Annotated in this window: 10 protein-coding genes; 4 read left to right on the top strand and 6 right to left on the bottom strand. The window is 62.8% G+C overall.

Annotated features, from left to right (window positions below; genetic code table 11):
- Positions 1-87: 87 nt before the first annotated feature.
- Positions 88-1,713, bottom strand: a complete 1,626-nt coding sequence (locus H1B27_RS30200) for a glycosyltransferase family 39 protein (protein ID WP_197968561.1) — start codon at positions 1,711-1,713, stop codon at positions 88-90.
- A gap of 114 nt (positions 1,714-1,827) precedes the next feature.
- Here H1B27_RS30200 and lepA point away from each other — a divergent pair, with 114 nt between their 5' ends.
- On the top strand, positions 1,828-3,639 hold the full coding sequence (gene lepA, locus H1B27_RS30195) for a translation elongation factor 4 (protein ID WP_061882520.1): 1,812 nt from the start codon (positions 1,828-1,830) through the stop codon (positions 3,637-3,639).
- A gap of 256 nt (positions 3,640-3,895) precedes the next feature.
- Here lepA and H1B27_RS30190 read toward each other — a convergent pair whose 3' ends face one another.
- Genes H1B27_RS30190 through H1B27_RS30180 form a run of 3 tightly spaced genes read right to left on the bottom strand, consistent with a single transcriptional unit; the run spans position 3,896 to position 7,826 of the window.
- The gene (locus H1B27_RS30190; RefSeq protein ID WP_197968560.1) at positions 3,896-5,014 is read right to left on the bottom strand and encodes an NAD(P)/FAD-dependent oxidoreductase; all 1,119 of its coding nucleotides are present in this window, start codon (positions 5,012-5,014) and stop codon (positions 3,896-3,898) included.
- A gap of 2 nt (positions 5,015-5,016) precedes the next feature.
- On the bottom strand, positions 5,017-6,528 hold the full coding sequence (locus H1B27_RS30185) for a LodA/GoxA family CTQ-dependent oxidase (protein ID WP_197968559.1): 1,512 nt from the start codon (positions 6,526-6,528) through the stop codon (positions 5,017-5,019).
- A gap of 11 nt (positions 6,529-6,539) precedes the next feature.
- Positions 6,540-7,826 carry a ferritin-like domain-containing protein gene (locus H1B27_RS30180; protein WP_197968558.1) on the bottom strand — a complete coding sequence of 429 codons (1,287 nt, stop codon included), beginning with the start codon at positions 7,824-7,826 and terminating at the stop codon, positions 6,540-6,542.
- A gap of 456 nt (positions 7,827-8,282) precedes the next feature.
- On the opposite strand from H1B27_RS30180, the gene H1B27_RS30175 reads away from it, so the two are divergent.
- Positions 8,283-9,272, top strand: a complete 990-nt coding sequence (locus H1B27_RS30175; protein WP_197968557.1) for an ABC transporter substrate-binding protein — start codon at positions 8,283-8,285, stop codon at positions 9,270-9,272.
- Between the two features lie 294 nt (positions 9,273-9,566).
- Here the strand turns inward: H1B27_RS30175 and H1B27_RS30170 are convergent, their stop codons facing one another.
- Both H1B27_RS30170 and H1B27_RS30165 read right to left on the bottom strand, forming a co-directional pair.
- Entirely contained in the window at positions 9,567-9,983 is a 417-nt protein-coding gene (locus tag H1B27_RS30170; protein WP_197968556.1) for an SRPBCC family protein, read from the bottom strand.
- A 165-nt stretch (positions 9,984-10,148) separates the two neighbouring features.
- On the bottom strand, positions 10,149-11,393 hold the full coding sequence (locus tag H1B27_RS30165; RefSeq protein ID WP_246515806.1) for a serine hydrolase domain-containing protein: 1,245 nt from the start codon (positions 11,391-11,393) through the stop codon (positions 10,149-10,151).
- A gap of 463 nt (positions 11,394-11,856) precedes the next feature.
- Here H1B27_RS30165 and H1B27_RS30160 point away from each other — a divergent pair, with 463 nt between their 5' ends.
- Both H1B27_RS30160 and H1B27_RS30155 read left to right on the top strand, forming a co-directional pair.
- Positions 11,857-13,395 carry an FAD-dependent monooxygenase gene (locus H1B27_RS30160; RefSeq protein WP_197968554.1) on the top strand — a complete coding sequence of 513 codons (1,539 nt, stop codon included), beginning with the start codon at positions 11,857-11,859 and terminating at the stop codon, positions 13,393-13,395.
- Between the two features lie 144 nt (positions 13,396-13,539).
- Positions 13,540-14,784 (top strand): MFS transporter, encoded by a 1,245-nt coding sequence (locus tag H1B27_RS30155; protein ID WP_197968553.1) that lies wholly within the window; start codon positions 13,540-13,542, stop codon positions 14,782-14,784.
- The last annotated feature ends 88 nt before the right edge of the window (positions 14,785-14,872 follow it).

The raw sequence follows: 14,872 nt of genomic DNA, 5'->3' as shown, positions 1-14,872 counted from the left end.
AGCATCGAACCCGGAATCTCGAGGTTCTCAGGTGCGCAAATGCGCACCGTAGCTCACGCTTCGCGTGCCCCGGAACGACAATAACCCTCACTTCCCCGGCGCTGCGATATAGACGTTCCAGGTCATCGACGGGCCCGCCTTGCCGTGGGTGAAGCGGCGCGTCGTCATCACGATGCGCTCGGCGTTCGGCGCGGTCTCGGACACCCATTTCTCGAACTTGGGCAGGCGTTCGTCGGTCGCATCGAACACGCCGATGAAGCCGTATCTCTTGATGTCGTCGAGCGAGGTCAGCCCGGAAGCCCAGGCTTCGTTCGGCGTGAACGGGCTGGGGTGATCGGGGCTGTAGAACACCATCGGCTGTATCGTCTCCATCGTTCCCGCGACGACGGCCCAGCGCGACGCGAAGCGCGCGTGCCAGGCCTGGGTCAGCTCGTGCGCCAGCTCCGAGCGCGCGCCATAAGTCGCGGTGTTGCCGCCATTAACCGCCATCTCGCGCGCGGCGATCCAGGGCGAAGCGGCGAGCGTCGCAGCGCTGAGCACGAGCCAGATCGCGGCGATGTTGAACAGCACGGCGCTCTGCACCCGCAGCGCAGGAATCGCGACCAGCGCGAGCGGGACCAGGAAGAACAGCGAGATGCCCCAATCGGTCTTCATGTAGATGCTGAAGACCAGCGCGCCGAGCGGCGGGCCGACCGCGACGATGATCTGGATCATCCAGACGTTCAGCGCCTGCGAAAGATTGACGCCGGGATTGCCGCCGCGCGCCCAGGCCCGCGTGACGATGCGCGAGGGCGCGCGCAGCAGCAACTTGACCCAGGGCGGCACCAGCGCCATGGCCAGCGCTGCGAGCGCAACCGGCAATGCCAGCAGGCCGAAATTATGCAGCACGTAGCCGGCGACGAGCTGATGCACCTGACCGCTGTCCTGGAGGCTGTAGGTGTCGCCGGCATAGGTCAGCGGCACGAAATGCGCGTCCGCCAGCCAGACGATGTGCGGGATCATCGCCGCGATCATGGTCACGATCGCCACCCACGGTGCGGGCGACGACAGGAATCGCAACCGGTCGGGATGGATCAGCGCGGCGAGGCCGATGGCGCCGACCATGGTCAGCACCCAATATTTGGTCATCAGCGCCAGCGCGCCGGCGAGGCCGAGCAGGAGTCCGGATTGCCAGGTCCGCTTCTCGAATGCGTTGAGATAAGCGAGCACCAGGAGCGGCAGCGTGACGAGCTGGAGCAGGTCCGGGTTGTACTTGAAGCCCTTGAAATTGAAGATCGGGTAGAGTGCGATCATCACGACGACGAGGAACGCGCGTCGCGCATCCACCACCCGCAAGCTCACGAACCAGCAGATCACCATGCCGACGCTCACCGTCGCCATCGCCAGCGCATAGGTCGCCCAGTCCGCCGCCGGGAACACCTTGAACCACAGGCCGGCCACCCAGCCCGACAGCGGCGGGTGCTTGCCATAACCCCAGAGGAATTTCTGGCCCCAGCCATAGGCTTCTGCGACGTCCATGTGAACGTCCTGCGCCGCCTTGAGATTGATCAGGATGAAGGTCCAGAGCACGGCATGCAGGATGGCGAGCTGGATCACCAGCCACAGCCGCGCCTCGGGACGGACCGCGCAGGCAACCAGCCAGGCCCGGAAGCGGTTGTAACTCAAGCGGGTCTTCGCCCGCGCTCTGGCGGATGGGATCGAGGTGGTGGACATGCGCCGTTGCGTAGCGCGTTTTGGCCTGCCGTGGAATCAGCTTGGCGTGAAGAAAGGCCCTGAAAATACAGCAATATGGTTGCCGCACGAGGATGTGAGTGGTATCCCGCGCCCATGACGACCGTCCCCATTTCCAACATCCGCAATTTCTCCATCGTCGCCCATATCGACCATGGCAAATCGACGCTGGCCGACCGCCTGATCCAGATGACGGGCGGCCTCTCCGACCGCGAGATGGCGGGCAAGGAGCAGGTGCTCGATTCCATGGACATCGAGCGCGAGCGCGGCATCACCATCAAGGCGCAGACGGTGCGCCTTCAGTACCGCGCCAAGGACGGCAAGGATTACATCTTCAACCTGATGGACACGCCCGGCCATGTCGACTTCGCCTACGAAGTCTCGCGGTCGCTGGCGGCGTGCGAGGGTTCCCTCCTGGTGGTCGACGCCAGCCAGGGCGTCGAGGCGCAGACGCTCGCCAACGTCTACCAGGCGCTCGACAACAATCACGAAATCGTCCCGGTCCTGAACAAGGTCGACCTGCCCGCCGCCGAGCCCGACAAGGTCAAGCAGCAGATCGAGGACGTCATCGGCATCGACGCTTCGGATGCGGTGATGATCTCGGCCAAGACCGGCCTCGGCGTCCCCGACGTGCTGGAGGCCATCGTCACCCGCCTGCCGCCGCCGAAGGGCGATCGCGACGCCACGCTGAAGGCCCTGCTGGTCGACAGCTGGTACGACGTCTATCTCGGCGTCGTCGTCCTGGTGCGCATCGTCGACGGCACCATGAAGAAGGGCCAGCGCGTGCGCATGATGGGCACCGGCGCGGCCTACGACGTCGAGCGCGTCGGCTTCTTCACGCCGAAGATGCAGCAGGTCGACGAGCTCGGTCCCGGCGAGATCGGCTTCATCACCGCCGCGATCAAGGAAGTCGCCGACACCCGCGTCGGCGACACCATCACCGACGACAGGAAGCCTGTTACGGAAATGCTGCCGGGCTTCAAGCCGGCGATCCCCGTGGTATTCTGCGGCCTGTTCCCGGTCGATGCCGACGACTTCGAAACGCTGCGCGCGGCGATGGGCAAGCTGCGCCTGAACGACGCCAGCTTCTCCTTCGAGATGGAGACTTCCGCCGCGCTCGGCTTCGGCTTCCGCTGCGGCTTCCTCGGCCTGCTGCACCTCGAGATCATCCAGGAGCGGCTGTCGCGCGAATTCGACCTGAACCTGATCGCGACCGCGCCGAGCGTCATCTACAAGATGAAGCTCACCGACGGCAGCGAGCTCGAGATCCACAATCCCGTCGACATGCCCGACGTGGTCAAGATCGCCGAGATCCAGGAGCCCTGGATCGAGGCCACGATCATGACACCCGACGAATATCTCGGCAGCGTGCTGAAACTGTGCCAGGACCGCCGCGGCGCGCAGAAGGAGCTGACCTATGTCGGCTCCCGCGCCATGGTGAAATACGACCTGCCGCTCAACGAGGTCGTGTTCGACTTCTACGACCGCCTGAAGTCGGTGTCCAAGGGCTACGCCTCGTTCGACTATCACCTGACCGACTACAAGCCGGCCGATCTCGTCAAGATGCAGATCCTGGTCAATGCCGAGCCGGTCGACGCGCTCTCGATGCTGGTCCACCGCACCCGCGCGGAGGGCCGCGGCCGCGCCATGGTCGAGAAGATGAAGGAGCTGATCCCGCCGCACATGTTCCAGATCCCGATCCAGGCGGCGATCGGCGGCAAGGTGATCGCCCGCGAGACGGTGCGCGCGCTGCGCAAGGACGTCACCGCAAAATGCTACGGCGGCGACATCACGCGTAAACGAAAGCTTCTGGAGAAGCAGAAGGAAGGCAAGAAGAAGATGCGGCAGTTCGGCAAGGTCGACATCCCGCAGGAAGCTTTTATTGCCGCGCTGAAGGTGGATAGCTGAGGCGGGGGCGGGCCGGTCTCCGGGGCCGGGAAAAAGGCGGCGTCCGGGCGGCAAAACAAAAGTGCGAAAACAACCCCATGCACAGTAGCCGCCGCCTTGGCGGCATTGCGCTTTTTCGATTTTTGCGAGTTCGGTTTGACCCGTCGGGCAAAACAGGGGTATGGTGGCAGCATCGGGCGGTGCGTAGTCGGTTGGGCCGAGGCGTTTTCCCGATCACCTTTTGATAGGGTGTGATCACGCGAGGCCCGTCATCACATCATCCGAGCGCCGGGATTGCGCTCGCTTCGACCATGCTGCCGCCTTTGTCGACCCAAAACGGAAGATCGCTCCAGCGGGTTTCCGCGGCGTAGTAGCCCTCGCGCATCTTGAGATATTCGGCGAATGACTGCTGGCGCGAGGCATCCATGTCCTCCCTGGCCGTCGTCGTGAAATCATCCCGCAGCAGCCGCTCGGAGACTCGGGAGGCATCCTGCAAGGCGCTGTACATTCCTGATGCCGACAACGGATCGCGCGATTCAGCGACGTCGCCCAGAAGGCACCAATTCTTCCCTGCCGTTGGAGTCGCGAGGCCCGAATGAGCCGTGCCGGCAAACCACTTCACGTCCTCGTTCCGATCGCCGCTTACATCCGAGAAAAGCGTCGACAGACGGTCACAGCATGCGAGCGTCTGACGCAGCGAACCAACCGTGCGGCGGCACGGCGGTCCCATTCGAGCGTCGAAGAACACGTAGATCACGCTTGCGTCGCTGGGAACCGGTGTCACGTAGACCCACCCATTTTCGAAGCACTCAATGAAGGGCCGATTGTCTTTCGACACGCGAGGAATATGAACCGCCAGGAAGGCCAGCCGATCGTATCTCCTTCTGCGAAAATTCACCCTCGGATGAAACGACTGCCGGCCAGTCGCCAACAGCAGATAGCGCGCCTCGCAATGCCGCACGTCCTCTCCGTTGCCCAGCGTGATCCGCCACTGCTCATCAGAACAGGGTTCGATCGCTCGCGCGATCCAACCCATCCGCGTGTCGGCTCGGCAACCGACCGCAGCTTCGAGCAATTGTCCTTCAAAGCGCCGCCGATCCAGAGCCAGCGCGTATCCATTGGGATGGAAAATGAAGTCAGTTTCTTGTGAGATGGCGGATGCCCAGCCGTTCACGAAGCCATGAACAGGCAGGTGCGCTTCTTCCCATCTCTCCGGCAGCAGCGCCAGTCGATGAACGAACGACCTGACGCTGGGGTGAATGAACTCACCCGCCCTCGGACCTCGGGCTCTGGCCGCATCAACGAGCAGCACGCCCGCGCCGCCACGAGCCAGCAGCGCCGCAGCGGCCAAGCCGGCAGGCCCGCCGCCGACCACAGCGAAGTCAAACGTCGCCACCTCTAAACTTCGACAATCGTGCGATCGACCTCAAAGACTCCATCCTGGCCGGCAATGCGTCGCGACACGAAGCCCAGCTCCATCGCGCGCGCGACCAAGTCCCGGTGATCGGCAATTCCGCGATCCCACTCGATCTTGACCGTGGGAGCATCGGACCGCCGAACGTGGATGGGTCGCTGCGCGGGCCACCAGATCCTTTCAGGCCCCTGCCATTTGCACTCCCAAAAGTCGGCTTGCCACGGGCACGCCATGTTGCGCGTCAGGAAGCCGGCCGAGGGCGCAAATCCGCGTCCATCGTGCTCGAAAGGCTGGCGGGCAACACGGAATGGAGACCCGTACAGCTCCTTGTAGGTCGTGATGATGCCGGCTTCGATACCTGGAAAGAATCCACCGCCGGCACCTTGTGTCAGGCTTGCTTCATCGAGACCTTCCGGGTGGACCGCTATTGGCGGATCCTGCGCTGCGAAATCCTCGACGAAGGTCCCATTCTTCCACAAATCGAGCATTCTGATCTGGGTTCTCGTGAACGACAGGTTTGCGACAAGAGCCGGAACGTCATTCAACTTCTTTCGCGTCTTCGCGCGAAGGTCGACGCTGCTTTTCGACCCAAGTGCAGCCCAATCCCTCGGGAAGTCTTCCCAGAAGGAGAAATCGGATACCCAGCGATAATTGGAGACTGCTTGCAGAATCGGAAGGATGTGCCGCTTGAACGAGGGCTCCGCCGGCGCGGATAGCATACCGTTGGCAATCGCAGCGTGAAGCGCGACGTCATAAAGCGTCGTCACCGCGCGCGTATAGGGAGCGAAGTCGGGCGGCGCGACGATCACCCAGGCGTCGTTCACCTGAACAGGCGGGTTTCCCGCAATCGTTACAGTCGCGGATACGGGCCCGTCCGCAATGTCGTCGTACCAGAACTCGTTGTTAGCGAAGTTGTTCTGGCTTGGATTATTTTCGTCGCCGATGGGCTTGCCAGCGGGAACGCTCGCCGAGCGGCCGCGACCGCCGAGAACGATGAGCCGACCCTTGTGATCGGTGCGGAGTTCTCCGAGATAGACCTCCTCGTTCTTGAATCGTCCGGCCTGCGATGCGGTAACGGTTCGGTTCTCGCCGGCGATAGGAGGAAAGACCGGCCGGATCACGAGCTGGTCGGACGCGACGCCCGGGTTACGCTTGGTGTCGCTTTCGGGCGTATCTTCAGAAGCAAATCTTCCTGCATCGGCCTTCTGGTTGGCAAGCTCGACCCGCCACTCGATCGTTGCTTCGTCGGACGTGATCTCCCGGTGGTGAGTTATCGTCCCCGTTGCGTCGAGTTCTAGTTCGTAGATACGAAATCTCGCGCCCTGTCGCCGGACCTGCCCATTGGCGCGACACGTTGCAACGACGGAAACGCTGTCGTCAGCGGTCAATTCCAGCGGGCCGATTCCAGGAACTTCCGGACTGAGAAAAAAGGCGTCGGGATGGTTTCCCAGGCGGGCGATACCGATACCAGGGTAGATTCTGAGCTGCTTCGCCATGCAATTCTCCCTTAAATATCGGGATAGCGGTCCCGGTCCGTCGCCGCGATCTTGGCAATGACATCCGCATCGAATCCGAGCGCGACCAATGCGTCGATGGATTGTTTGGCACGGGTATGCAGCGCGCGATTTTCCCGCTCGAGCGCATCGAAGTCGTCAGACAATGAAACATTTCCAAGCTCGAATGTCGGGCCGGCGCAAAGTTCCTCGGCGTCTCCGCCGATCTTGCAGGGCTGATCGACGATCTCTGACGTGAGCTTTGGGATCGAATATTTCATCTCGTAGAAGGCCCAGGACACGAGCACCTGACGGCGCTCGTTCTCGCTTGCATCTTGGCGATTCCGACGCAAAGCCGCCGCAACTGAAACGAGCATGATCTGGTAGCGGTCGTTCAGGATCTGGCAGAGGGCACGCGCGATGGGGTGAGAAATTTCGGTCTGACCGTCGGCGGTCGACGTGCAGGGATTTTCTGGAACGGGAAAGAATTCGGATGGCTCAAGTTCACCATGGGTCTTCAGCGCGCGAAAGAAGATCCAGAAATGCGAATTCGCGCCACCGGACGCCAGACCTTCACCCTGAACGGCGATGCTGTAGATCGCACGTAGAGCCGTCGCCCGGGAATCCACTTCGGCGAACGCTCCTTCACCGCTGTAGTCCTGCCACCAGATTTCCCCCTTCTCTCCGTCCGCTCGCGCCCCCTTCTCCTCGCGTGATGCCTGTCTCGTACCAAATGTCGGCGCGCCGGGAAAATCAGTTACGTGCCATTGCGGCAGCGGACCGATGTCGCCGGTGTTGCTGACATCTGTCCAATCTCCCTCCGGGTTTGAGGTTTGCTGAAACAACCAGTAAATCCGTGCATACAGAATACCCACGCGATGAAATTTCGATTGCGGATCAATCCTGCTCTTGATGTCCAGGATCGCGGCGCGATCGGCTTCCTTGAGCGTTTCCAGAACGGGCATTTCTGCCAGGACAAATGCCTCGAGCGTTTCCTTCCCTCGAAGACTTTTCAACCCGAATGGAAAGGGATCCAGGTCCGGATTTGGAGAGATGTCGTAGCGTTCGAGATAGGGATCGGCTCCGAGAAGCAGCAGCAAATTCTGCACTGCAAGGAAGTGCGACATCTCCTGGATGGCGATGTTGATCAGGGTTTTTCGCGTTGCGGACGGCCGGACAGAGAATGCCGCATAGAGGTATTGGATCAGCAGCGCGTGCTCGATTTCGGCGGCGGCTTGCAGCAATTGCTTTGCTTCGTCTTGCGCCGAGACCGCCACAACGACTGGAACGTTTTCCGACATTGCCCGCCTCAGTGGCGAAGCCAGCCTTTCCCGACGGGATTTCGTTTCAAAGCCCAGTACCCACGGAATTGTTTCACTGAAGAAAGTACCGATGCGTCGGCTGGTAGGCCGTTCGCTGTCCGCGTGCCGAACCCATTTTACCGAGCGAAGCGATGACTTTCGGCCCACGTGACGTGTTCCAGAATGAATAACTAAAACGAGAATTGCACAATTGTTATCTCTTTGGTTGCGTGCGTCAAGGTTGTTTCAATGGAACAATGTTCCGTCGAGGTGGCAGCCATCCTCACTAACCGGCCAGCGATTTATCGCCTGCTTCCCAACCGAAACGCGAAATTGGCGTTTGTTGTCATTTTCGGAGGGATGCGCCTGCGCCGTGCGAGGGGCATCGGGCAAGTGGTTGTTGGCTCGGGTCGGCGCTCGCGTTATTGTGGCTGAGCCTCAATGAGAGGAGGTGTCATGCAGCGACGCGAATTTCTCGCACTGATCGGTGCCGCAGCGGCCTGGTCACCCCTTGCTCGCGCGCAGCAACCAAAGAAAGTCCCCCATATTGGCTTCTTGACCACCGGCTCGATCGAGCAAACCCGCACTTCGATGGCTGCCTTTCATCAAGGACTACGCGAACACGGTTATATCGACGGAGAGAATATCATCGTAGAGTTTCGAGCAGCCGATTCAAAGGTCGAACAACTCCCGGCCTTGGCGAGTGACCTCGTCCGTCTCAATCCTGCTCTCATAGTTGCACAGAATTCACTTGCTGCGCGGGCAGTGCAGCAAGCTACCAAATCGATTCCTGTTGTTGTGCCAGTTATGGGCGACCCAATCGAAGACGGACTCGTCGCCAGCATCGCCCGACCAGGAGGCAACATCACCGGACTAACCTTCATCGGCCCGCAGCTTGTTCCCAAGCGGCTTGCGCAATTGAAGGAAGCATTGCCCATGGCGTCCCGGATAGCAGCAATTTGGCACCCGGCTGCATACGGCAAGACTACAACTCAAGGCATGATCAGCGGTGCGGAGTCCGCATCAAAAGCCGTGGGCGTTCATTTGCAACTCATTGCCGTCCAAGATCCCGACGGGCTGGGCGAGGCGTTTTCCGCGCTTGCGGGCGCCCGTGCCGATGCAGTCTTCCTGTTTCCCAGCCCCATGTTCTTCATTGCACGCAAGCGCATCGCCGGCCTCGCCGCAGAACATCGGCTGCCGCTATTTGCCATTGGCAAGGAATTTGTTCAACTTGGTGCGCTCCTGTCCTACGGAGCGGATATCATCGACTTGAACCGGCTATCCACTAGTTACGTCGATAAAATCCTCAAGGGCGCCAAGCCCGGGGATTTACCGGTCGAGCAACCAACCAAGTATGAACTATTCGTCAACCTCAAGACTGCAAAGACACTCGGGATCGAACTACCTGCTACATTGCTGGCCCACGCGGACGGTGTGATAGAATGATTGATTGATGCAAGTCGATGCATTCATGCCCGCGAACGACCGGTCTTTTCGAGACCTCGTCCCGTTCCCGACAGAGGGGGCGCGATCAGCCGTCCGGCCCTCAAGGCGAAGGAGGTGGCCTGGGTCCCGTCAAAGGTCACCCCACATCCCGTCGGCACATTCCTGCACCCAGTCAAGCTCTAGGGCCCACGCGCCACCCGCTCGTGTGCCGTCGGGAGAGTGGTGGGCACGGCGCTTTGCGCCTTTGCCCACCTTACGAAAGCCGTGCTCGCGTCCGCTCCTCGAGGCACACCCTCACGGCATCTTCTTCTTCGCCTCGACGTACCGTGCAAAGCTGTCGAGGATCGCCTGCCAGCCGCCCTGCTGCTGCTCGACCGAGTGCGTGGTTTCGGCATCGAAGACGACGCGGACGACAACGCCGTTCGGGCCGGGTACGAACTCGACCTCGGCCTTCCGATCGCCGAACGCGTATTCGATCCGCTTGTGTTCGACGATTTTCGTGTAGGTGCCGGCGAAGTCAAAGCCCATGCTGCCGTCCTTGGCTTCCATGCGCGAGGAGAAGGCGCCGCCTTCCCGCAGGTCGACCGTCGCCCTGGTCGTATGCCAGTCGTCGGACGCGGCATTCCAGTTCACAATGTCGGCTGGCGTCGTATAGGCACGCCAGACCTGATCGATCGGGGCGGCGACGCTGGTTTCGACGGTGATCCTCATGGGTATTGCTCCAGTTCAATTCTTGTAGTCGAGGTGCGACATCACGTCCCCACGTGCCGAGCCGTTCGCGGCCCTTTTCGGGAATTGTAGACCAAGGACGATCGAACCCCGTCGGCACCGACATGGTCATCGCGAATATCTGGGATTCAAGACACCATCAGGTCGTCACTGCCCGAGCTGTTGAAGCACGGCGAACCACAACGCGAGCGGCTCTCTGAGCGCGCCGGACTCGAACGGCTTTTGGCGAACGGCCGTGTGCACCATGACAAGCTTGGACGCGGGATCGACCAGGATGACCTGACCGCGGATGCCGAGCAGGGCAAATCGACGCTGCTCGCCGGGGAGGAGCCACACCTGATAGCCGTAGCCGAAATAGGGCGTGGCCACGCGCGGGACGAGGTGGCCATCGGCCGGCCGCACGGTCGTGGCATCCAGCAGCCATTGCCGAGGGACCAGCTGCCGGCCTTCCCAGGCGCCGTCATGGGCCAGCAACCGGGCGAGGCGCGCATAGTCGCGCAAGATTGCGTTGAAGCAGCAAAAGGCGATCTCCTGCCCGCTGCCGTCGATCACCCAGGAGGCGTCCGCCTCGGTGCCGATGGGGTCCCAGATCCGGTCGTGAAGATAGTCGGCAACCGCCGTGCCGGTGGCGGCGCGCAGGACCAGCCCGAGTATCTCCGTTTCAACGCTGGCATAGTGGAATCGGGAGCCGGGCGGCGCGGTCCGGGTGTTGAACTGCGCGACGACGGCGGCGGGGTCCTTTGGCTCACCAGAGAACAGCGCTCGCCCAAGCCGGGCGATGTCGTCGTTCCCATCATAGACTTCCGAGAATTCGACGCCCGAAGACATGTTCAACAAGGCGCGGATGGATGTGTTGCCATATTCCGTGCCTGCAAGGCCGCCGACGTAGCTCGAGACCAAGTCGTCGATCGACTTGATCCGTCCCTCCGAGACCGCGATCCCGATTAGCATGGCCACCAGCGTCTTCGCCATGGACTGCGAGACAAAGCGGTGATGGTCGGTCCGCGCATATTGATAGCGCTCGTAGAGGATGGTGTCGTCCCGGGCGATCAGGAGTCCCGTCACCGGGTTGCGCTTGAGGTAGTCCGCGATGCTCAGCTTTTCGGTACCAAAACTGTAGGTGACCTGCGGCTCCGGCGCGCGCTTGAATTGCCAGGGCGCCGTCGCGCGACCGACCCGGCGCGAGGGATAGATCTCGCCGAAATGGCTGTAGCTCCCGACGAGCCTGTCGAGCTGAGGGGGCGCGCCCCGCTTGCCAACCGGGTAGCCCTCGGCCGCGCCGTAGAGTTCGGCATCGGGGCCGCTATCCGAAAAGACCGGCCCCGGCTCGCCGCGGAGGTCCTGTGCGCAGGCCAGAGGCGCCCAGAGCGCGGAGACGAAAATGACGGGCAAGAACAACTGGCGGCACACGCGTAGCCTGCACAAGGCTCCCCATTTCATGGCGCTTGCTTCCTCGCACGCTCGTGTCTGCGTGCGCTTGCGAGAACGACACCGAGCGGCATGCTACCACTCCAGGCCGACGGCGTCAGCAAGCGCTGACCCATGCTTGCAATTTGAGGTAGATCACGCCCGAGCGATTTCGGCTCGCCCTATCGATCCGACGAGCGGCGACCGACAGCCCGTTGACGAGGCCGCGCTCCCAACGCTAAATGACCACGTCGGAAAAGGCAGACTTGGTCTGGTGAGCCCAAGTCCTTTCGGTAACGAAAGCTCTGGTCTTTGGCCTCGTGCCCGGGATCCCCACGACGAACAACGGTCGCCGTTCAGGCGGCTCATGGTTCGTCCGTGAGGTCCTAAAGGTTCGGGAAACGCTCCGGTCGAACAGCGACAGTCGAAGATCGACAACGGAGCATTTATGCAAAGTCCCGACACCGCTCTTTATGACGTCATCATCGCCGGCGCCGGTCCCGTCGGCTTGTTCCTGGCCTGCGAGCTGCGGCTTGCGGGCTCTTCGGTGCTGGTGCTGGAAAAAGCGCCGGAGCCGCATTCACCGCTGAAGGGCTTGCCGTTCGGGCTGCGCGGACTTTCGGTGCCGACCATCGAGAGCCTGGATCGCCGCGACCTGCTGAACGAGCTCACGCGCCGGGCGGTCGGCCGCGACACGCCGGCTGCCGCGCACTGGATGCAGCAGCAGCGCCGCCCAGGCGGTCATTTCGCCGGAATCCAGTTCTTCCACGATCAGATCGACAGCACGCGATGGCCCTATCGCCTGCCCGGTCCCATCGGCAGCATCGCGGCCGATATGGCAAGCATCGAGGCTGTCCTCGCGATCCGCGCGGAGACGCTGGGCGTCGAGATCCGGCGCGGGTGTGGCGTCCAGTCTCTCCCGCAATCAGACGACAGCGTCACCGTTGAAACAGCCGACGGAATGGCCCGGGGCCGCTGGCTGGTCGGCTGCGACGGCGGACGCAGCACCGTGCGAAAGGCGGCGGGCATCGGCTTTGTCGGCACCGATCCGGAATTCACCGGCTATTCCGTGCAGGCCGAACTCGCCGATCCGGCCGCGCTTGAGCCCGGTCGCCATTACACGGCGTCGGGCATGTACACCTATGCGGCGCCCGGCACGATCGCGATGGTCGATTTCGATGGCGGCATGGCTCATCGCACCGAGCCGAAACGCGACCAGATCGAGGTCGTGCTGCGCAAGGTCTCGGGCCTGGATGTGACCTTGACGAGCCTTCTGCTCGCCACCACCTGGACCGACCGCGCCTGTCAGGCGACCGGCTATCGCAAGGGCCGTGTGTTGCTGGCGGGTGATGCCGCGCATATCCATTCACCGCTGGGAGGCCAGGGCCTCAACCTCGGCCTTGGTGACGCGATGAACCTCGGCTGGAAGCTCGCGGCGACCATTCGCGGCGACGCGCCGGCCGACCTGCTCGACACTTTTTCGGCTGAGCGGCATCCTGTGGGAGCACAGATCCTCGACTGGTCGCGCGCCCAAGTCGCGCTCATGCGTCCCAGCAGGAGCTCGCGCGCGCTCGAGGCGATCATCCGCGATCTCATCGACACGCGCGACGGCGCGACCTATTTCGCCGAACGCGTGTGGGGCATCTCTCTCCGCTACGATCTCGGCGATACACATCCGCTTGTCGGCCGCAGCGTGCCGGAGTTCACGTTCGCCGATGGCACACGTCCCGCCGAGTTGCTCCGGACCGGACAAGGCCTGTTGCTGGACTTCGACGTCCGGCCATCGCTCAAGGCGCTTGCACGCCGCTGGACCGGCCGGATCAACTATGTCGCAGGCGACGCCGGGAATCGATTCGGTGTGACCGCCTTGCTCGTACGGCCGGACGGCATCGTGGCGTGGGTCAGCGAGCAGGCGCCTCACCTCGATGACGCAGCTCGAGCCGCGATGCGATGGTTCGGTGCACCTGAAGCGAGCGATTGTCGTTGATTCCATCCGTTGCGAGGATGAGTCTGGCGGACCTTCGCCTCGACGAGCGAACAACGCATGGCACCCAGCCTTGCCCTCCGCCACCCAATGGGTCACCATCCCTCCCGCGCACCGTCAACAACACCAAAAGCGCTGAGGAAACGCATGAGCAAGGCATCACGCTTCGACTATGGCTGGGTCGTTGTCGCCGCGGGTGCGCTGATGACTTGCGTCGGGTTCGGCACGATGCTGTCGCTGGCGGTGTTCTTGCAGCCGATCTCGGAGGCGATGGGCTGGTCGCGCGCCGGCGTGTCGGCGGCGGCGACGCTGGATTTCCTCTGCATGGGATTTGCCGCATTCCTATGGGGCGCGCTGTCGGACCGGTTCGGCACCCGCATCGTGGTGCTTTCGGGCAGCCTGCTGCTGGGGCTCGGCCTCGTCACCGCGAGCCAGGCCACACATCTGTGGCAATTCCAGCTGAGCTTCGGCGTCCTGATCGGCGTTGCCGCCGGCAGCTTCTACGCGCCGATGATGGCGCTCGCGAGCGCCTGGATCGAGAAGAACCGCAGCCTTGCGGTGGCGCTGGTCTCCGCCGGCATGGGCGTGTCGCCGGTGACGATCGCACCGGCCGCGAGCTGGCTGATCACGGCCTATGACTGGCGGACCGCGATGCTGGTGATCGGCTGTGCTGCCTGGGCGCTCTTGATCCCCGCCTGCTTCCTGGTGCGTCCGGCTCCGGCAGCGGCAGGCAACACGAATGCGGACGCCGCTCCTGACGTGGAGCTGAGCGCGGCGCAGGCGCTGCGCACGCCGCAATTCATCGCGCTCGCGGCGGCACATTTCGCCTGCTGCGCCGCGCATTCCGGCCCGATCTTCCACATGGTGTCCTATGCGATGGTCTGCGGCATCGCTCCGCTCACGGCGGTGACAGTCTACAGCGTGGCCGGCGTCTCCGGCCTCGGCGGGCGCCTGCTGCTGGGCGCGGCTGCCGATCGCATCGGTGCAAAGCCCGTGCTGGTCGGCGGCCTGCTGGTGCAGGCGATGTGCATCGCGGCCTATCTGGCGGTGGGGCAGCTCGGCGAATTCTACGCGCTCTCGGTGGTGTTCGGCCTCGCCTATGGCGGGGTGATGCCGCTCTATGCGGTGCTGGTCCGCGAATTCTTCGGCGCGCGCATCATGGGCACGGTGTTCGGCGCGGTGTCGGCCTTCGCCAGCCTCGGCATGGCGCTCGGTCCCTGGGCCGGCGGGCTCGTGTTCGACAACTTCCAGCGCTACACATGGCTGCACGCCGGCTCGTTCGCGATCGGACTCGCCGCCGTCGCGGTGGCGCTGAGTTTCCCGACTAGGCGCCGGCCGTCGCTCGATCTCGGCCGCGGTGCGGCCGTCACACCAGGGGCTTTCCGCGGCTAGAGCCAGGGCTCCAGCTGCAAATCGGTCTCCAAGGGAACGTTCGCGCCAGAGGCTGCTTCGGTGTTTTCGACGGGTTTGCCGTTGCGGT

It is taken from the genome of Bradyrhizobium diversitatis (assembly GCF_016031635.1).
GTDB lineage: Bacteria > Pseudomonadota > Alphaproteobacteria > Rhizobiales > Xanthobacteraceae > Bradyrhizobium > Bradyrhizobium diversitatis.
This window is presented reverse-complemented; position numbering and strand designations above follow the sequence as displayed.